Source organism: Azospirillum rugosum (genome assembly GCF_017876155.1).
Taxonomy (GTDB): Bacteria; Pseudomonadota; Alphaproteobacteria; order Azospirillales; family Azospirillaceae; genus Azospirillum; species Azospirillum rugosum.
Genome location: NZ_JAGINP010000008.1, coordinates 75,269 through 93,586, shown reverse-complemented (window position 1 = coordinate 93,586; position 18,318 = coordinate 75,269). Strand labels below are relative to the sequence as shown.

The 18,318-nt window shown below is 69.9% G+C and carries 13 protein-coding genes; 6 read left to right on the top strand and 7 right to left on the bottom strand.

The genetic code is table 11. From position 1 onward, the window contains the following. The first annotated feature begins 69 nt into the window (after positions 1–69). A complete protein-coding gene (locus J2851_RS35740) occupies positions 70–372 on the top strand; it encodes a hypothetical protein (RefSeq protein WP_246500620.1) in 303 nt (100 codons plus the stop codon). A 236-nt stretch (positions 373–608) separates the two neighbouring features. On the opposite strand, the gene J2851_RS12795 is transcribed toward J2851_RS35740, so the two are convergent. The 4 genes from J2851_RS12795 to J2851_RS12780 form a co-directional block, all read right to left on the bottom strand. After that, positions 609–3,320, bottom strand: a complete 2,712-nt coding sequence (locus tag J2851_RS12795) for a PAS domain S-box protein (RefSeq protein ID WP_246500637.1) — start codon at positions 3,318–3,320, stop codon at positions 609–611. A gap of 52 nt (positions 3,321–3,372) precedes the next feature. Then, the gene (locus tag J2851_RS12790) at positions 3,373–4,230 is read right to left on the bottom strand and encodes a phosphate/phosphite/phosphonate ABC transporter substrate-binding protein (RefSeq protein WP_209766665.1); all 858 of its coding nucleotides are present in this window, start codon (positions 4,228–4,230) and stop codon (positions 3,373–3,375) included. Between the two features lie 158 nt (positions 4,231–4,388). Then, positions 4,389–5,588 (bottom strand): YbfB/YjiJ family MFS transporter, encoded by a 1,200-nt coding sequence (locus J2851_RS12785; RefSeq protein ID WP_209766664.1) that lies wholly within the window; start codon positions 5,586–5,588, stop codon positions 4,389–4,391. A 68-nt stretch (positions 5,589–5,656) separates the two neighbouring features. Then, a complete protein-coding gene (locus tag J2851_RS12780; RefSeq protein WP_209766663.1) occupies positions 5,657–6,271 on the bottom strand; it encodes a TetR/AcrR family transcriptional regulator in 615 nt (204 codons plus the stop codon). Positions 6,272–6,548: 277 nt separating this feature from the next. On the opposite strand from J2851_RS12780, the gene hmpA reads away from it, so the two are divergent. Then, positions 6,549–7,766 (top strand): NO-inducible flavohemoprotein, encoded by a 1,218-nt coding sequence (hmpA, locus tag J2851_RS12775; RefSeq protein WP_417281607.1) that lies wholly within the window; start codon positions 6,549–6,551, stop codon positions 7,764–7,766. A gap of 49 nt (positions 7,767–7,815) precedes the next feature. Here hmpA and bdcA read toward each other — a convergent pair whose 3' ends face one another. Further along, on the bottom strand, positions 7,816–8,529 hold the full coding sequence (bdcA, locus tag J2851_RS12770) for an SDR family oxidoreductase (protein WP_209766662.1): 714 nt from the start codon (positions 8,527–8,529) through the stop codon (positions 7,816–7,818). A gap of 73 nt (positions 8,530–8,602) precedes the next feature. Here bdcA and J2851_RS12765 point away from each other — a divergent pair, with 73 nt between their 5' ends. Continuing rightward, entirely contained in the window at positions 8,603–9,220 is a 618-nt protein-coding gene (locus tag J2851_RS12765) for a TetR/AcrR family transcriptional regulator (protein ID WP_307419774.1), read from the top strand. Positions 9,221–9,230: 10 nt separating this feature from the next. On the opposite strand, the gene J2851_RS12760 is transcribed toward J2851_RS12765, so the two are convergent. Next, complete coding sequence (locus J2851_RS12760; protein WP_209766661.1) at positions 9,231–9,605, bottom strand: VanZ family protein; 375 nt, start codon at positions 9,603–9,605, stop codon at positions 9,231–9,233. Between the two features lie 248 nt (positions 9,606–9,853). Between J2851_RS12760 and J2851_RS12755 the strand changes: the two genes are divergently transcribed. The 3 genes from J2851_RS12755 to J2851_RS12745 all read left to right on the top strand — a co-directional run bounded on the left by J2851_RS12755 (position 9,854) and on the right by J2851_RS12745 (position 15,967). Continuing rightward, the gene (locus J2851_RS12755; protein ID WP_209766660.1) at positions 9,854–12,700 is read left to right on the top strand and encodes a PAS domain S-box protein; all 2,847 of its coding nucleotides are present in this window, start codon (positions 9,854–9,856) and stop codon (positions 12,698–12,700) included. Between the two features lie 54 nt (positions 12,701–12,754). Then, positions 12,755–14,698: a potassium transporter Kup gene (locus J2851_RS12750; RefSeq protein WP_246500619.1), complete on the top strand. Its 1,944-nt coding sequence runs from the start codon at positions 12,755–12,757 to the stop codon at positions 14,696–14,698. A gap of 66 nt (positions 14,699–14,764) precedes the next feature. Continuing rightward, positions 14,765–15,967: an MFS transporter gene (locus J2851_RS12745; RefSeq protein WP_246500618.1), complete on the top strand. Its 1,203-nt coding sequence runs from the start codon at positions 14,765–14,767 to the stop codon at positions 15,965–15,967. A 171-nt stretch (positions 15,968–16,138) separates the two neighbouring features. Here J2851_RS12745 and J2851_RS12740 read toward each other — a convergent pair whose 3' ends face one another. Beyond that, positions 16,139–18,232 carry a methyl-accepting chemotaxis protein gene (locus tag J2851_RS12740; RefSeq protein ID WP_246500617.1) on the bottom strand — a complete coding sequence of 698 codons (2,094 nt, stop codon included), beginning with the start codon at positions 18,230–18,232 and terminating at the stop codon, positions 16,139–16,141. Positions 18,233–18,318: the final 86 nt, after the last annotated feature.

The following is an 18,318-nucleotide window of genomic DNA, read 5'->3' as shown; positions in this document are numbered from 1 at the left end:
GACACGCTGAAACCCATCAAGGACACGACGCTCGCCGACATCATCGAGCGGAACACCGACACGCCCTATGTGCAGGACGACGTCTTCACCTTCTACGACCGGCACACGCCGGACACACGGTCCGAGCAGCCGGAGGCGCCGCAGCTGCTGATCGGGACGGAGAGCAGCGACCGTCTGGTCGGCGGGCCGGCGGGTGACGCGCTGGTGGCGGGGCAGGACAGGCTGGAATTCGACGACGCGGGCGGCCTGCGCTACGGCGACGCCAGGATCCGGGCGCAGGACGGCGGCACCGCGGTGGACATCGGCGGACACCGCATCGAAATGCCGGGCGTGCAGCCCAACCAACTGTCCTCCCGGGACTTCATTTTTTAACACTATTCTGCCAAGTCCAAAAAAGCGGCATGCAGTTGAAAGCCCTTCTCCCCTTGTGGGCGAAGGGTTGGGATGAGGGGTATACGGCGAAGCCGCAAGCGCGTATCGATTTGTTTTCCGGACTACCGCCCGTAACTACCCCTCACCCCAACCACGCTTGCCTGCGAACGCCTTTGGCGTTCTTCGGCTTCGCGCCCACAAGGGGAGAGGGGCTTTTGACAACGTATCCGGTGCCTTCAAACGACTTGGCTGGCAGAAGGGTGTTTAACGCCTTCGGGTTCGGAGGCGGCGACGTCCGCGGCGTGTTCCGGCCCCACCGTGCCCCGGACCGCCGTGGATATGGCGGCGAACAGCTGCGGCAGCCGGATCGGCTTGGTGGCGAAGGCGTTCATGCCGGCCTGGGCGCATTCCTTCCAGGCGGACTCCGACGCGTGGGCTGTCAGGGCGACCACGGGTGTCCGGCTCTGCGGTCCCGGCAGCTGGCGGATTCGCCGGGTGGCGGTCAGCCCGTCCATCTCCGGCATCTGGACGTCCATCAGCACCACGTCGAAGCCCTGCCGCATCACGGCGTCCACCGCCTCCAGCCCGTTGCCGGCCAGGGTGACGGCGTGGCCCTGGCGGACCAGCATGGCTTCGACGACGTTGCGGTTCACCGGGTTGTCATCCACCGCAAGGATGCGCAGCGTGGGCAGCGCTTCCGGCGCCTTGTCCGGATCCTCCGCCGCGGCGGCGCTGTGGATGGCCGCGGGATCGCCGATGTCGCAGCCGATGGAGAAGATGAAGACGCTGCCGCGCCCCGGCGCGCTGTCCACCCGGATGGTCCCGCCCAGCAGGGTGCACAGGTCCTTGCAGATCGCCAGCCCCAGGCCGGTGCCGCCGAAGCGGCGGGTGATGGAGCTGTCCGCCTGGGTGAAGCGCTGGAACAGCGTCTTCGCCGCGTCCGGCGTGATGCCGATGCCGGTGTCCTCGATCTCGAACTCCAGCAGCACGCGCCCGCCGTCGAGCTGCTTGGCACGCCGGGCGCGCACCGCAACATGGCCGGATTCGGTGAACTTGATGGCGTTGCCGACCAGGTTGTAGAGGATCTGGCGCAGCCGCGTCGGGTCGGTGACCACCGCCGTCGGGACCGAGGGCTGCATCCGGCAGGAGAGTTCCAGCCCCTTCTCCGCCGCCCGGGGGCGCAGGACCTGGACGACGGATTCCGCGATGTAGCCGGGATCGCAGGTTTCCAGCTCCACCTCGATCCGGCCGGCCTCCAGCTTGGAGAAGTCCAGGATGTCGTCGAGGATGTGCAGCAGCGATTCCGCCGACTGGCGCGCGACGGTGAGCTTTTTCCGGTGGTCGGGCTTCAGTTCCTCGTAGTCCAGGAGGGAGAGCATGCCGAGCACGCCGTTCATCGGCGTGCGGATCTCGTGGCTCATGGTCGCCAGGAATTCCGACTTGGCGCGGCTGCCGGCCTCGGCCATCTCCTTGGCACGGCGCAGGTGTTCCTGGGTCTTGCGGCGCTCGGTGATGTCGCGGACGATGCCGATGAACAGCGGGATGCCGACCGATTCCAGGTTGCCCACCGCCAGCTCGATGGGGAACAGCTCCCCATTGCCGCGCCGGCCGGTGTCCTCCCGCGTGCGGCCGATGACGTGGGCGACGCGGTTTTCCAGATAGTCGCTCATCCGGGCGTCGTGCTGGGCGGCGGCCTCCCCGGACATCAGCACGGTCAGGGGCTGGCCGACCAGCCCGCCGCGGGGAATGCCGAAGATCTCCTGCGTGGCCCGGTTCACGTCGGTGATGACGCCCTGCTGGTTGGCGATCACCACGCCGTCGCCCACCGCGTCCAGGATCGCCTTCAGGTGCCGCTCCGCCATCTCCTCCGACTGGCGGTGGGCGACGCGCAGCTCCTCCTCCGCCAGCTTCTGGGCGCTGATGTCCAGGTCGATGCAGATCCACTTCTCGATGGCGCGCTGGCTGTCGAAGATGGGGATGACCGTCCGGTTCAGCCACAGGGCCGAGCCGTCGCGCCGGGTCCGCCGCACGACGCCGCGCCAGATGTCGGCCGTGAGGGTGGCGGGCAGGGTGGACGATGGAACGTCGTCGTCCATCACCAGGGGGCGGCCGACCACATCGCCGCGGTCGACGCCCAGCGTGTCGCAATAGAGGTCGTTGACGACGGTGATGCGCCCTTCCGCGTCGATCTCGCTGACGATGGCGGTCTGGTCCAGCGCGTTCTTGTGCTGGACCAGCGCGTCCATCAGCGCGTCGATGCGCTGGCCGAACTGGCTGCGCAGGCTGAGCGCGGTGCGGTTCACCACGTCGATGGCCTGCCGGATTTCCAGCGGCGCGCTCTGCATCAGCTGGGCCTGGGCGTCCAACTCGCCGACCTGGACGCGCTGCTCCAGCGCCTTCAGCGTGTTCAGGTTGGTGAGCCAGCGCATCAGCAGCAGGCGGACCACCGCCAGGCCGACCACCAGCCCGCCGAGCGTCAGGGTCAGCGTCGCCTTGATGAGGGACCAGACCTCCTCCGACGCGGTCGCCACGTCGAAGGACAGGCGCAGGACGCCATAGTCGCGCCCGCCCGCGGAGATGACGCGGTTCACGTCGTAGAAGCGTTCCGCGAACAGGTCGATCAGCCACTGCGGCACATAGCCCTTCGTCCGGCCCTGTTGCCCCAGCGCGATGCGGGCGCCGGAGATGTCGATGAAGGCCACGCGGTCGAAGGAGGTGTGGGTGACGGCGGTCTCCATGGTGCGCTTCACGGCGTCGTAGTCGCCGATGATCACGCTTTCCTGGATGGCTTGGGCCGTCACCTCGATCAGCATGCCCGCCGTCATCTGCGCGTCTTCCAGACGCTGCGAGATGTAGTGGTGGAAGTACAGCGACAGGCTCAGGAAGATGCAGAGCGAGAACATCGCCGCGTAGAGCAGGAAGACCCGCGCCGACAGCGACTGCGGCATGAACTGCACGGTCGTGTGATCCTTATCCTGAGCCTGTGGGGTGCGGCTGGAGCTATTGCAGCGACGCGGGGGCCGTGCGGTAGAACTCCACGTAGGACTCGTAGTCCTCCTCGCGGGCGGGGATGAACTGCGTGAAGGGCGACAGCTTCACCGCTTCGGACACCCGCTTGATCACCGCGGCCCCCTCCGGATCCTGGCCCATGGCGAGGAAGGCGTCGGTCACCGCCTTCACGTCGGCCTCCGGCACGGAGGGGGAGACCATCAGGGCCAGGTCGTTGAAGGGCTCCGAACTCCACAGGGTGCGGAAATGCTTGTTCTCGCGCCGGGTGTAGCCTTCGGCGAGCTGGGAGTTCACGCCGACTGCCTTGACCTTGCCGCTGAACAGCTGGGCGAAGGCGCCGTCATGGTTGCCGCCGAACACGACCTTCACCGGGATCTGGCTGGCCAGCAGATGCGCGTAGGTGACCTTGTAGGCGACGAAGGCCTCCCGTCCGGGGAAGACCACTTCCTCGTCGGCCAGCTGCTTCAGCTCGGTGACGGGGGAATCGGCGGTGGTCAGGATCTGCCCCTGGACCGCCGGGTAGTCGCGCCGGACCAGCAGGCGCCAGCCCATGCGGCGCCGGTTCTCGTTGAACAGGTGGTTGGTGAAGGCGAACTCCACCTCCTTCGCCAGGACGTAGCTGGTCGTGTCGGCGGAGGTGCGGCCGATCTTCAGCACGAGGTTCACGCCCGACTTGGCGGAGATGTACTGGATGATCGGGTTCCAGTAGGAGGCGGTCAGCTCCACGCCGAACTGGTTGACCGGGGAGAACTTGTAGGTGCGCGATGCATCCGCCGCCTGCGCGGAAACCGCCGGGCCACCCAGGGAGAGACAAAGTAAAAAAAGTCTGAACCAATGCTTGGCGAACATTATTTCCCCCTGACTGTCTAAAAATAATCCGCTCCGGGCGGAGCGATCATTTTACCGTTCACAATACAGGGGCGCAACATGGGCTCGAATGGGGGGCTCAAACGACAGAGGCCCCGCGCGGACTCTTCGTCCGCGCGGGGCCGGCAGCGACAGGCGGGTCAGCGCTTCAGGTCGGCCAGGAAGGCCACCACCAGGGAGGCGGCGCCGCAGGCGAAGATCAGCGCGTAGCTCTCCCCGCTGTGCGCGAACAGGAAGGAGTAGCCGTAGCCGGCCAGCGCCTGGAACAGGGCGAAGGCGGTGGTGGCCCGGCTCCAGGCCGCGCGCTGTTCCATCGGGTGGCCGGGCAGGGCCTCGTGGATGCGGCCGAGCACCAGCGGCACCACGCCGGAGGTCAGGGCGCCGATGACCACCGTGGACAGCGCGATCAGCGCCGGGCTGGTGGTCACCGCCAGGATCGCGACGGCGACGGCCTGGAGCAGCAGGGCCACCCGGTAGGACAGGCGGAAGCCGAACCGGTCGCCCGCCTGCCCGGCCAGCAGCGGGCCGACGATGGCCGCCGCACCATACAGCGCCCAATAGAGCGCCCCGATGTCCGACCCCTTGCCCAGGCCGCGGGCGATGAAGTCGACCAGCAGCATCATCGGCGCCACGAGGCCGAGCGCGTTCAGCGCGTATTCCGCGTAGAGGGCGCGCAGGCCCTTCGTCTCCTTCGGCGCTTCAACGGGGGCTGCGGCCGGGACGACGGAGGGGGGCCAGCCGAACCAGCTGATCGCGGTCAGGAGGAGGCTGATGGCGCCCAGGCCCATCCAGGTCTCCCACAGGCCGAGGCGGAGCAGCACGGGCACCAGCGTGCCCGACGCCGCGATGCCCAGCCCGACGCCCAGGAAGATCAGGCCGCTCGCCATGCCGCGGCGGCCAGGGGGGATGTGCGGCAGGATCGACGTGGCGGCCAGCACCATCATCGCCCCGCCCGAGACGCCGGACACCAGCCGCCAGACGAAGAACCACGGCAGGGACAACGGATAGGCGCAGGCGAAGAAGGCCGCCGTCACCGCCACCATCAGCAGGCGCAGCAGCAGGCGCACAGGCATCAGCGTCGCCAGAGGGCGGCCGAGCAGCGCGCCGATCAGGTAGCCGGCGAAGTTTGCCGCCCCCAGCGTCACCACATCGGCGGCGGTGAACCACTGCGCCTGGATGAGCGGCGGGATCAGCGGCGTGTAGGCGAAGCGGGCCAGCCCGATGCCGATGAAGCTGCTGGACATGCCGGCGATCATGGCGAACCAGGCGGCGGCGTCCAGCCGGTCGCTCGCCGGAGCGGGGGCAAGCGCGGCGGCGGCCGTGTTCGTGTCCGTGGACATGGGATCATCCTTGTTCGGTTCCGCGCGCGCCCCTCCATCGCAAGGCGAGGGGGCATGCGAAGACGCGGTCATTCCGAGAGTGTTCCGTTGGCAGGAAGCGGCGGCAGGCCAAGCAGGGTGAGCGCGGCGTTCGCCGCACCCGCCAGCAGGTCGCGGTCGGGCCGGACGCGGCAGAGCACGCGGATCCCCAGCACCGTGGCCAGAAGCTGGCGGGCGCCGTCCTCCGCGCTGACGGCGGTCGTGGCCTCCCCCGCGGCTTGCGCGGCGGCGAGGATGCGGCGGAAGAAGGCTTCGTACTGCTCGAGTTCGCCGGCCAACGCCTCGCGCATCTCGGCATCGTGCGACGCCTCGACGGCCGAGTTGACGAGCAGGCAGCCGCGGTTCTGCGGGTCGTCCAGCGACCGTTCCACAACGTCATTGAGGAACTGCGTGATCGCCGCGGCCGGCGACGGGCAGCCTTCCACCCGGGCGATGCGCTTGTGCAGCGTCTGGGCGATGTAATGGTCGAGCGCCCGCCGGAACAGCGCGCGCTTGTCGCCGAAAGCGTTGTAGATGCTGGCGGGCGTCATCCTCATCCGCTCCGCCAGGTCGCGGGTCGAGGTGGCCTCGAAGCCACCGGTCCAGAAGCACTGCATCGCCGCGTCCAGGACCGTGCCCTCGTCGAATTCGCGCGGTCGCGCCATCGCCCACCCCGTTTTAGATCGTTCGCTCTAAAACACGATATTAGAGCGGTCGCTCTAAAACGCCAAGACGGGATCGCCTGATCTTGGCCGCGCCCGACGATGGGGAGCGTCGCGCCGCGCGCATGGCGTTCGGCGTCTAAACAAATATTCCTATTGCATCTTTTGAGCGGAAAACATTTATTTGAGCCGCATGTTTTACCGCGCCCACCGAATTACGGCCACCGGCCGGCCGGTGCGGCGCCGCCTTTCACCCGATCCGTCCACCAGATCAGGACCTATGATGCAGCAGCCTCTCAGCGCCCAGACCATCGCCGTCGTCAAGGCAACCGCCCCCGCCCTGGCGGAGCATGGTCCGGCGATCACCCGCGCGATGTATGTCCGCCTGTTCAAGGACGCGCACATCGCCGCCCTGTTCAACCACTCCCACCAGGGGCAGGGCGGCGCGCAGACCAAGGCGCTCGCCAACGCCATTCTGGGCTATGCGCAGAACATCGAGAATCTCGGCGCGCTGGCCCCGGTGGTGGAGCGCATCGCGCAGAAGCACGCCGGCCTCCAGATCCTGCCGGAGCATTACCCCTTTGTGGCGACCGCCCTGCTGGGCGCGATCAAGGACGTGCTGGGCGACGCCGCCACGGACGAGGTCCTGGGCGCCTGGGGCGAGGCCTACTGGTTCCTGGCCCGCATCCTGATCGGGCGGGAGCAGACCATCTACGACGCGACCGCCGCCGCCGAGGGCGGCTGGATGGGCTGGCGGGACTTCACCGTCTCGGCCAAGGTGAATGAGAGCGCGATCATCACCTCCTTCGTGCTGACCCCGGCCGACGGCGGGCCGGTGCTGCGGCACAAGCCCGGCCAGTACCTGACCTTCCAGCTGCCGGTGCCAGGCGCCGAGGCGCCGGTGCGCCGCAACTACAGCATCTCCGCCGCGCCGAACGGCCGCAGCTACCGCATTTCCGTGAAGCGGGAGCCGGGCGGAGCGGCGTCCAACTGGCTGCACGACCATGTGGCCGTGGGCACCGTCCTGAAGGTGTCCCCGCCGGCCGGCGACTTCTTCCTGCCCGAGCGGCCGGAACGGCCGGTGATCCTGCTGAGCGGCGGCGTCGGCCTGACTCCCATGGTCAGCATGGTGGAAACCATCGCACAGGCGCACCCCGGCCTGGAGACCCACTACATCCACGGCACGACCAGCAGCGCCACCCACGCCATGGACCGGCACGTCCGCGACCTGGCCGCGGCGCGCAGGAACATCTCCGTCGCGACCTTCTATTGCGAGCCGCTGGCCGGCGACCGCGCCGGCGTCAGCCACGACGCCGACGGCTTCATCACGGTCGACTGGCTGCGCGCCAACACGCCGCTGAGCGAGGCGGACGTCTATCTGTGCGGGCCCAAGCCCTTCCTGCGGACCTTCGTCGGCGGGCTGTCCCGCGCCGGCGTGGCGGGCGACCGCATCCATTACGAGTTCTTCGGCCCCGCCGAGGAGCTTGCGGCCGCCTGACGCGGTCCCGGGGGCGGGCGGGTTCGACCCCGTCCGCCCCCCGTTCGACTCAGGCGCCGAAGCCGCCGTCGATGGTCTGGAACGACCCGGTGATCATCGCGCCGTGCGGGCCGGCGACAAAGGCGGTCAGCTCGGCCACCTCCTCCGCGTGGGCGTGGCGCTTGATGGCCATGTGGCTGTGCATGAAGCTCGCCATCGGGCCGCCGGCCGGGTTCATGTCGCTGTCGGTCGGGCCGGGCTGGATGGCGTTGACGGTGATGCCGCGATCCCCGAAGTCGCGGGCGAGGCCCCGCACCATTCCCTGCACCGCGGATTTGGTGAGCGCGTAGGCGGCGGCGCCGGCGAAGGGCATGCGGTCGCCGTTGACCGAGCCGATGACGATGATGCGGCCGTTCGGATTCATGCGTCGGGCGGCCTCCACCGCCGCGTGGTAGGGCGCGCGCACGTTGACGTCGATCATCCGGTCCACCGCGTCGGGGTCGAGCGTCAGCGGATCCCCCATCACCAGCGTGCCGGCGTTGATCACCAGCACGTCGAGCGGACCGCGCCCGGCGACCACCGCGATCAGCGCGTCGCGGTCGGCGCTGTCCACGCGGATCGCCTCCGCCCCGGTCTCAGTGGCGAGCGCCTCCGCCGCGTCCTTCGACCCGGCGTAGGTGAAGGTGACGGCGCCATCGGCGGCGGCAAAGCGGCGGACGATGGCGGCGCCAATGCCCCGGCTGCCGCCGAGGACGAGGATCGTCTTGCCCGTGAAATCGGTCATCATCGGTTCCTTGAGTTTGTGTAGTGACCGCTATATATACCGAGCAGACGGATCGCCGCAAGGAGTTTCTTTAGTGACCACTACACATAAATCCGAGGCACCGGCGACCGGACCACGCGGCCGGCGGCGGTCCTTCGATCTGGACGAGGCGGTCGATACGGCGATGAGGCTGTTCCACGCCCGCGGCTACGACGCGGTGGGCGTGGCGGAGCTGGGGGCGGAGTTGGGGATCAAGCCGCCCAGCTTCTACGCCGCCTTCGGCAGCAAGGCCGGGCTGTTCGAGCGCGCGCTCCAGCGCTACGCCGCCGGGGAGGCCAACATCTTCGCGAAGGCGCTGGAGGAAGGCGGCGGCGTCGCCGCGGTGATCGCGCGCACGCTGGATCTCGCCGCCCGGCTCTATCCGGAGCGGAACGGGGTGGCCGGCTGCCTGGTGCTCGACGGCGCCCGCAACAGCGCCGATCCGGAGGCCTGCGCCCTGTCCGCCGCCGCGAAGACGGCCAGCCGCAACGCGCTGCGCGATTTCATCGCGGCCGAGCGCCCGGACCGCGCGGAGGATCTGGCCGATTTCGTCGTGATCGCGATGGCCGGCATGTCGGCCGCGGCCCGCGACGGCGCCGGGGAGTCCACCCTCAAGCCCTTCGCGGAGACCATCAGCCGCGCCTTCCAGCGCGAACTATCGTCGGAGGGATGATCTCAACCGTTCAGCGCACGGAACGCCGCGCGAGCAGCATGTTGCGGACAGCCAGCCCCGCCACGGCCAGACCGATGACGGCGCCGATGGAACTCGCCCCGAAATCGCTGAAGCCCGGGTGACGGCCGGGCGAGAAGTGCTGCAGGATTTCCATCGTTCCGGCCAGGGCGGACATCAGCCCGCCCAGAACCGCCCAGCGCTCCTCCACCCGATAGGCGATGCCGACGAAGAAGCCGGTGCCGGCGTAGGCGGCGGTGTGCTCCAGGTGCCCGTCGGCGCCGGTGCGGACCATCTCGTCCGCTGGAGCCAAGGACAGGACGACGATGGTCACGATGCAGGCCCAGGCCGCCAGCGTGACGGCCGTCTTTACGCCGGTCCGATTCATTCCGCCCCCGACACGGTGATTGCGCGCAGCAGGATATGCGGACGGCCGGTCCGGTGCGGCAAGGATTGGATCGGCGTAACCCGACCAACCCCGCAAATAGAGGACATACCTCCAATGGGGAAGTCCCGTCACATTGTGCCGGGCCACCCCGAGTGGCTATATCGTCGTGCCATGATCATGAACCGCCGCTGCCCCGACGCCATGCCGACGCCTGATCCCATCCGTCTGCCGGACACGACGGCCATTCCATGAGCCTCGCCAAGGGTTGCCGGAAGTCCGCCGACCTCTTCCTGGCCGATGGGGGCGAGGCGGGAGCGCTGATGCGCGGCCGCGACTGGGCGTCCTCTCCCCTGGGGGAGCCGGACGGCTGGGATCTGCCGCTGCGCACGCTGGTCGCCGTGATCCTCGGCTCGCGTCAGGCCATGTTCCTGGTCTGGGGACCGGAGCAGACCCTGCTCTACAACGACGCCTATGCGGAGATCCTCGGCGACAAGCACCCCGCGGCGCTCGGCCGGCCGTTCACCGAGGTCTGGAGCGAGATCCGCGACGATCTCACGCCCATCGTGACGCAAGCCTACGACGGCGAGCCGGTCCACATGGACGACATCACCCTGGTCATGCACCGCAAGGGCTATCCGGAGGAAACGCATTTCGCCTTCTCCTACACGCCGGTGCGCGGCCAGTCCGGCGGCGTGGCGGGCCTGTTCTGCGCCTGCATCGAGACGACGGAGGAGGTGTTCGCCAAGCGGCGGCTCGTGGCGGAGAGCGACCACTTCCGCGAGCTGTTCCGCCAGGCGCCGGGCTTCTGCTATGTCTGGCGCGGCCCCGACCACGTCTTTGAAATGGCCAACGACGCCTATTTCCAGCTGGTCGGCCATCGCGACATCATCGGCAAGCCGGCGCGCGAGGCGCTGCCGGAGATCGAGGGGCAAGGCTTCTTCGACTGGGCGGACCGCGCCTTCGCCAGCGGCGAGCCCTTCGTCGGCCAGGGCGTGCCGGCGAAGATCCGGCGCAGCCCGGGCGCCCCGCTGGAGGAACGCTTCGTCACCTTCGTCTTCCAACCGATCCGCGACGCCGACGGCCGGGTGACCGGCCTGTTCGTCCAGGGCAGCGACGTCACGGAGGCCAAGAAGGCCGAGGCGGCGCTGCGGGCCAGCGAGGCGCGGCTGCGCGCCGCGCTGGAGATCAAGACGGTCGGCGCGATCTATCTCGACGAGGACGGGCGCATCACGGACGCCAACGACGCCTTCCTCGCCATGGGCGGCTACAGCCGGCAGGATTTGGAAAACGGGGTGATGACCTGGCGGCGCCTGACGCCGCCGGAATGGCTGGAGTGCTCCGAAAGGGCCGTCACCGAACTGAAGGCGAACGGCCAGACCACGCCTTATGAAAAGGAGTACTTCCGCAAGGACGGCTCGCGCTGGTGGGCGCTGTTCGCCGCCACCCTGCTGGAGGACGGCAGCGCGTTCGAGTTCGTGCTGGACATCACCAAGGCCAAGCAGGCCGAAAAGGCGTTGCGCGACCTGAACGCCACGTTGGAGAGCCGGGTGGCCGAACGCACGGCCGACCGCGACCGCATGTGGCGCCTGTCCACCGACATCATGATCGTCCATCGTCTCGATTCCACGCTCACCGCGGTCAATCCCGCCTGGACCGCCACGCTCGGCTGGTCGGAGGAGGAGGTGCTGGGCATGCGCGCGCTGGACCTCGTCCACCCGGACGATGTCGAGGCGACGCGCGGCGAGAACCGTGGGATGGCGGCGGGGCAGCCCACGCAGCATTTCGTGAACCGCCTGCGCCACAAGGACGGCCATTACCGCTGGTTCTCCTGGATGGCCGTGCCGGACGGCGGCCTCGTCCACGCGGTCGGGCGCGACGTCACGGTCGAGAAGGAGCGCGAGGCGGCTCTGCGCCAAGCCGAGGACCAGCTGCGCCAGGCGCAGAAGCTGGAGGCGGTCGGGCAGCTGACCGGCGGCCTCGCCCACGACTTCAACAACCTGCTGCAGGCGCTGGGCGGCTGCCTCGCCATGATCCGCCGCCGCACCGACGAGCCGAAGGTGCAGCCCCTGCTGGACGCCGGCCAGCAGGCGGTGGACCGCGGCGCCAAGCTGGTCCAGCAGCTGATGGCCTTCGCCCGGCGCGAGGGGCTGCGGCCGGAGCCGATCGACGTGCGCGACCGCGTGCTCGCCATGTCGCCCCTTCTGGAACGGGCGCTCCGCGCGGACATCCGGCTGGCGACGACGTTCGGGCCGGGCCTGTGGTCGGTGGAGGTGGACCCGACGCAGTTCGAGCTGGCGCTCATCAACATGGCGGTGAACGCCCGCGACGCCATGGCCGACGGTGGCCTGCTGACGGTGAAGGCGGAGAACGTCCTCCTGCCCCCCGGCGATCCGTCCGGGCTGGACGGCGAGTTCGTCCGGCTGAGCGTCACCGACACCGGCACCGGCATGGCGCCGGAGGTGCGCGCCAAGGCCTTCGACCCGTTCTTCACCACCAAGGAGGTCGGGCGCGGCAGCGGCCTCGGCCTCGCGCAGGTGTACGGGCTGGCGCGGCAGGGCGGCGGCATGGCCTGGATCGACAGCGAACCGGGGCGCGGCACCGCGGTGGTCCTGCTGCTGCGCCGGTCCACCGCGGCGGTGGCCGCCGTGGAGGCGCCGTCCCTGCCCGCGACGGCGCCGGTGCGCCGCAGCGGGCGCGTCCTGCTGGTGGAGGACGACCCCATCGTCGCCTCGACCGTCGCCGCGGCGCTGGAGGACAGCGGGTACGAGGTGGCGCGGGTGACCACGGCCGACGAGGCCCTGCCGCTGCTGGCGAGCCGGGCGCGCATCGACCTTCTCTTCTCCGACGTGGTGATGCCCGGGCGGCTCAGCGGCGTCGATCTGGTGCGCGAGGCGCGGCGCCTGCGGCCGAACCTGCCCGCCGTGCTGACCACCGGCTACAGCGAGACGGTGGCAAGGACGGAGGGCGTGCGGCTCCTGCCCAAGCCCTACCGCATCGAGGAGCTGATCCGCGTGCTCAACGCCGTGTCGGGCGAGGCCGCCGCGAAACTGGCGGCCGGCGCCGAAAAGGCGGAGGGTCTGGCCGGGAATCCGTGACGTGTGCGGGCCGCGCCCTGTTGGGGAACGGCAACCGATGACACGAGCACGGCAATGGACAAGTCCACCCCCGCAGCGCTCGCCGACGGCATGGCCCTGACCGGACCGGTCGGCGGCCATCCCCCGACCGAGGCGGAGCAGCACAAGAGGCTGGCGCCCCTGCTGCTCGCGGCGCTCGGCGTCGTTTACGGCGACATCGGCACCAGCCCGCTCTACACCCTGCGGGAATGCTTCGGCCATGTCGGGCTGCCGCTGACCGAGGGCAACGTGCTGGGCATCCTGTCGCTTGTCTTCTGGGCGCTGATCCTGGTCGTCACGGTCAAGTACGTGATCTTCGTCATGCGCGCCGACAACAAGGGCGAGGGCGGCATCCTGGCGCTGATGACGCTGGCCCTGCGCAAGGCCGAGGCGACCGCCTTCCCGCGCCCGGCCCTGCTGGTGCTGGGCATGTTCGGCGCGTGCCTGTTCTTCGGGGACAGCCTCGTCACGCCGGCCATCTCCGTCCTCAGCGCGGTGGAGGGGCTGAAGGTCGTGGCCCCGGCGCTGGAGGCCTGGGTGATCCCGCTGACCGTCGTCATCCTGGTCGGCCTGTTCGTGGTCCAGCGCGCCGGCACGGCCAAGGTGGGGCGCCTGTTCGGCCCGGTCATGCTGCTGTGGTTCGGCACGCTGGCCGTGCTGGGGGTGGTGGAGATCGCCCATGGGCCGGGGGTGCTGCGCGCCCTGTCGCCGGTCTGGGCCGTGGCCTTCGCCGTGGAGAACCAGTGGCTGGCCTTCTTCGCGCTGGGCTCGGTAGTTCTGGCCGTGACCGGCGGCGAGGCGCTGTACGTCGACATGGGCCATCTCGGCCGGCTGCCGATCCGGGTGGCGTGGCTGGGCCTCGTGCTGCCGGCGCTGCTGCTGAACTACATGGGGCAGGGCGCCCTGCTCCTGCGCGACCCGGCGGCGCTGGAGAACCCCTTCTACCATCTGGCACCGGGCTGGGCGCAGGTGCCGCTGCTGGTGCTGGCGACCGGGGCGACGGTGATCGCCAGCCAGGCGGTCATCTCCGGCGCCTATTCCATCAGCCGGCAGGCCATCCAGCTGGGGCTGATCCCGCGCATGCCGATCCGCCACACCTCGGAGAAGGAGATCGGGCAGATCTACGTGCCCAAGATCAACTGGACGCTCTGCGCGCTGGTGATCGCGCTGGTGCTGGGGTTCGAATCCTCCTCCAACCTCGCCGCCGCCTACGGCATCGCGGTGACGGGGGAGATGTCGATCACGGCGCTGCTGTTCTACGTCGTGGCGCGGGCGCTGTGGCGGTGGCCGCGGTGGCTGGCCGGGGCGCTGACCGCCGTGTTCCTGGCGGTGGACCTCGCCTTCTTCAGCGCCAACCTGCTGAAGGTGCCGCAGGGCGGCTGGTTCCCGCTGCTGGCCGCCGGGATACTGTTCACGCTGATGTGGACGTGGCGGCGCGGCCGGCGCGCGATCGCGGAGCGGCTGGCCGAGCAGGGCATGTCGGTGGACCGCTTCCTCGCCCGGCTCAAGCACCGGAAACCGCACCGCGTGCCCGGGACCGCGATCTTCCTGACCCGCAGCACCGTGGTCGTCCCCCACGCGCTCCTGCACAACCTGAAGCACAACCACGTGCTGCACGAGCGGGTCATCTTCCTGACCGCCATCAACGAGGAGGTGCCGCGCATCGGGGACGACCGGCGGTTCGAGGCGGAGGATCTGGGCCACGGATTCTGGCGCGTCGTCCTGCATTTCGGCTTCATGGAGACGCCGCACGTGCCGCAGGCGCTGGAGCTGATGCGCCGGCACGGCTTCACGCTGGACATGATGACCACGTCCTTCTTCGTCGGGCGGGAGACGATCGTGCCGTCGAACCATCCGGACATGAAGCCCTGGCAGGAACGCCTGTTCATCGTGATGGCCAGCAACGCGGCCTCCGCCTCGGATTTCTTCTGCGTCCCGCCCAACCGCGTGGTCGAACTGGGCGCGCAGATCGAGGTTTAGGTGTTGGGAAAGGCAGCGCCGATCAGCGACACTGCGCGCCGTTCCTGAGCGACCGTTGAGGCCATCTTGTCCGTCCGTCCCTCGCCCGCCGGGGCCATTCCCGGCACCGTCGTCGCGCTCGGCTTCGTCAGCCTGTTCATGGACGTCTCGTCGGAGATGATCCACAGCCTGCTGCCGGTGTTCCTGGTGTCGGGGCTGGGGGCCAGCGCGCTGTCGGTCGGGATCATCGAGGGCATCGCCGAGGCCACGGCGTCCATCACCAAGGTCTTCTCCGGCGTGGTCAGCGACTGGGTCGGCCGGCGCAAGCCGCTGCTGCTGCTCGGCTACGGCATGGCGGCGCTGACCAAGCCGGTCTTTCCGCTGGCCGACAGTTTGGGAACGGTGCTGCTGGCCCGCTTCCTGGACCGCATCGGCAAGGGCGTGCGCGGGGCGCCGCGCGACGCGCTGGTCGCCGAGGTGACGCCCGTGGAACTGCGCGGCGCCGCCTTCGGCCTGCGTCAGTCCATGGACACCGTCGGCGCCTTCGCCGGCCCGGCGCTCGCCATGCTGCTGATGCTGCTCAGCGGCGGCGACGTGCGGTTGGTGTTCTGGGTGGCGGTGATCCCGGCCATGGTCGCCGTCGCCGTGATCGTCGTCGGCGTGCGGGAGCCGGACGCGGAGCCGTCGGCGGAGAAGCGCCGCTTCCCGATCCGGCGCAGCGAGCTTCGGCAGCTCGACGGGCACTATTGGGGCATCGTGGCGCTCGCCTCCGCCCTGACACTGGCGCGCTTCAGCGAGGCCTTCCTGCTGCTGCGCGCCCAGAGCGTCGGGGTGGAGGACGCCTACGCGCCGCTGGTCCTGATCGTCATGAACATCGTCTACGCGGCGTCGGCCTACCCGCTGGGGCGGCTCGCCGACCGGCTGGACCGGCGGACGCTGCTGGCGGTCGGGGTCGGGCTGCTGGTGCTGGCCGACCTCGTCCTGGCGGCGGCCGGGTCGGTCTGGGCGGTTCTGGCGGGGTCGGCCGCCTGGGGCCTTCACATGGGGGCGACCCAGGGGCTGCTGGCCGTCTTCGTCGCCGATGCAGCACCCAAGCACCTGCGCGGCACGGCCTTCGGCCTGTACAGCCTCGTCACCGGCCTCGCTTTGCTCGCGGCGAGCGCGCTCGCCGGCGCCCTGTGGACCGCGGCGGGGCCGGCCGCGACCTTCCTGGCCGGCGCGGGCTTCTCCGTTCTGTCGCTGGTGGGCCTGCTGATGCTCGTGCCTGGGAAGACGGAAGCGGGCGCATAGGCGCTGACTCCCGCGCCTTTGTCCCCTCTCCCAGCCCTGCTGGGAGAGGGAGGGACCCGCCGCGCACGCGGTGGGAGGGTGAGGGCAAGGTTTCCGCGAGAATTCTGGCCCTCACCCTCCCGCTTCGCGGGCCCCTCCCTCTCCCTGCGGAGCAGGGAGAGGGGTTTGTGGTCACGCCGCGCGGACCTGGGTCAGGAAGCGGTCGATCTGCTGGAGCAGGTGGCCGGTCTTCTCGGAGACCTGGCCGGCCGCGGTCAGGACCTCCTGCGCGGACTGGCCGGTCTGGCCGGCGGCGGAGCGGACCAAGCCGATGTTCTCCGACGCGGCGGCGGTGCCGCCGGCCGCCTGCTGGACGTTGCGGGCGATGTCGGCCGTTGCCACGCCCTGCTCCTCCACCGCGGCGGCGATGGTCGTGGAGATCTCGTTCAGACGGGCGATGGTGGAGGCGATGGCGCGGATCGCCGAGGCGGCCTCGCCGGTGGCGGACTGCATGGCGCCGATCTGGCCGGCGATCTGCTCGGTCGCCCGCGCGGTCTGGGTCGCCAGCTGCTTCACCTCCGACGCCACCACAGCAAACCCTTTTCCGGCCTCCCCGGCGCGGGCCGCCTCGATGGTGGCGTTCAGCGCCAGCAGGTTGGTCTGGCCGGCGATGGAGTTGATGAGGTCCAGCACCTCGCCGATGCGGCCGGCCGTCTCGCTCAGGCTGCGCATGGTCGCGTCGGTGCGCGCGGCGTCGTTGGACGCCTGGCCCGCGATCACCGCGGACTCCGTCACCTGCTTGGCGATCTCGTTGATCGAGGCCGACAGCTGGTGCGCGGCCGACGCCGCACCGTCCACGTTGGCCGACGCGCTTTCGGCCGCCGTGGCCGCGCCGGCGGCCTGGGTGGAGGCGTGCTCGGCCGTCGCCACCATGCTGGAGGCGGTCTGGTGCATCTGGGTCGCCGCGGCGGAGACCGTTTCCACCACCATCTTCACGCCGTTCTCGAACTGGTCGGCGAGCGACAGCATGGCCTCCCGGCGTTCCGCGGCGGCGCGGGTCCGCTCGGCCTCCGCCTGGGCGCGGGCGGCTTCCACCTCGCGGGCGGTGTCGCGGAAGACGCGGAGCGCTGCCCCCATTTCGGCGATTTCGTCGCGCCCGTCCAGCGTGACCTCGGCGGCGAGGTCGCCGGAGGCGATGCGGCGCATGTCGGTCTTCAGCGCCATCAGGCGGCGCATCAGGTTGCGCCCGACATAGAGCCAGACGACCAGGATCGACACGATGATGCTGACCAGGCAGACGGCGATCTGCGTCAGGCGGCTGGTGTCGAGCATCCGCGTCGTGTCCGCCGTGGTGGCGGCGATGCCGCGCTCCTGCCCCTGGACCAGTTCGCCGATGGCGGAGGTCATGCGCGCGGACAGGGCGTGGTTGCTCTCCACCAGGGCGCGGGAGCGCTCCCGCAGGTCCAGGACGCGGCGGCGCGTCTCGACGGCGCCGGTGTCGCCGCTGGCGATCCCGGCCATCTCCTTCACCGCGGGGGTCAACGCCTCTGTCAGCTTCTCAGGAAGCTGCGGCAGGACGCTGTTGATCACGGCAATCGACTGGGACAGGCGTGCCTCGATGACGTTCAGCCGGTCGCCGTCGGTGGTGGTGCCGGCTTCCAGCAGCAGGTTGCGCGCGTTGCTGGCCTCGTCCGTCAGCGTGCGGATCGGCTGCATCCGTAGGCCGGCATCGACCATGGTGGAGGCCGCCGCGCGCATGTCCTCCGGCGTGGTGTCCGGATCCAGCACCGTCTGGCGGGCCTGCCCCTCCTCGCTGGCGATGACGGTCTTCCAGGGCGAGGTGAAGCGCTGGATCTTGGTGTCGGCGTCGAGGATGGCGGGCACCTGCTCCGCGATGCGGCCGTTCTGGGCGATGCGCTGGGCGGCGGCGCCGTCCAGCTCGGCCAGGTTGGCGAACAGCGCCTTGGCGGTGTCCTCGATGCCGTTCAGCAGATCGCGGTCCGTGTCGGTCTTGCGCAGCTGGTCGAGGCGGGCGGAGAATTCCTCCTTCACCGCCTGGACGCGGGCGGAGACGGCGTCGCGGGCCGCGGCGTCGCCGGCGGAGGTGAGGGCCGGCGCCAGGGCGACCAGCCGCTCCGTCTGGTAGGCGACGCTCATGCCTTCCTTCATGGAGGGCACCGCCTGTCCCACGATGGCGTCGATGGTGTCGCGGACGTTGCCGTAGCCCACCAGCGCGACCGACGCCGCGCCCAGGGTGCCCGACAGCACCACGCCGATCGACAGCATCAGCTTGCCCCGAACCCCTATGCGCAACCCGGCACCGGAGGTGTCTTGTGCGCTCAACCCCTGGTTTTGCATCCTTCTTCGTCCCG

Excerpts from the sequence above, each read along its gene's own strand:
- J2851_RS12795 (WP_246500637.1), bottom strand. The coding sequence starts at position 3,320 with ATGCCGCAGTCGCTGTCGGCGCGGGTCTTCCTGCTCTACGCGGCGATG.
- J2851_RS12790 (WP_209766665.1), bottom strand. The coding sequence starts at position 4,230 with ATGTTCGCCAAGCATTGGTTCAGACTTTTTTTACTTTGTCTCTCCCTG.
- J2851_RS12785 (WP_209766664.1), bottom strand. The coding sequence starts at position 5,588 with ATGTCCACGGACACGAACACGGCCGCCGCCGCGCTTGCCCCCGCTCCG.
- J2851_RS12780 (WP_209766663.1), bottom strand. The coding sequence starts at position 6,271 with ATGGCGCGACCGCGCGAATTCGACGAGGGCACGGTCCTGGACGCGGCG.
- hmpA (WP_417281607.1), top strand. The coding sequence starts at position 6,549 with ATGATGCAGCAGCCTCTCAGCGCCCAGACCATCGCCGTCGTCAAGGCA.
- bdcA (WP_209766662.1), bottom strand. The coding sequence starts at position 8,529 with ATGACCGATTTCACGGGCAAGACGATCCTCGTCCTCGGCGGCAGCCGG.
- J2851_RS12760 (WP_209766661.1), bottom strand. The coding sequence starts at position 9,605 with ATGAATCGGACCGGCGTAAAGACGGCCGTCACGCTGGCGGCCTGGGCC.
- J2851_RS12755 (WP_209766660.1), top strand. The coding sequence starts at position 9,854 with ATGAGCCTCGCCAAGGGTTGCCGGAAGTCCGCCGACCTCTTCCTGGCC.
- J2851_RS12750 (WP_246500619.1), top strand. The coding sequence starts at position 12,755 with ATGGACAAGTCCACCCCCGCAGCGCTCGCCGACGGCATGGCCCTGACC.
- J2851_RS12740 (WP_246500617.1), bottom strand. The coding sequence starts at position 18,232 with ATGCTGTCGATCGGCGTGGTGCTGTCGGGCACCCTGGGCGCGGCGTCG.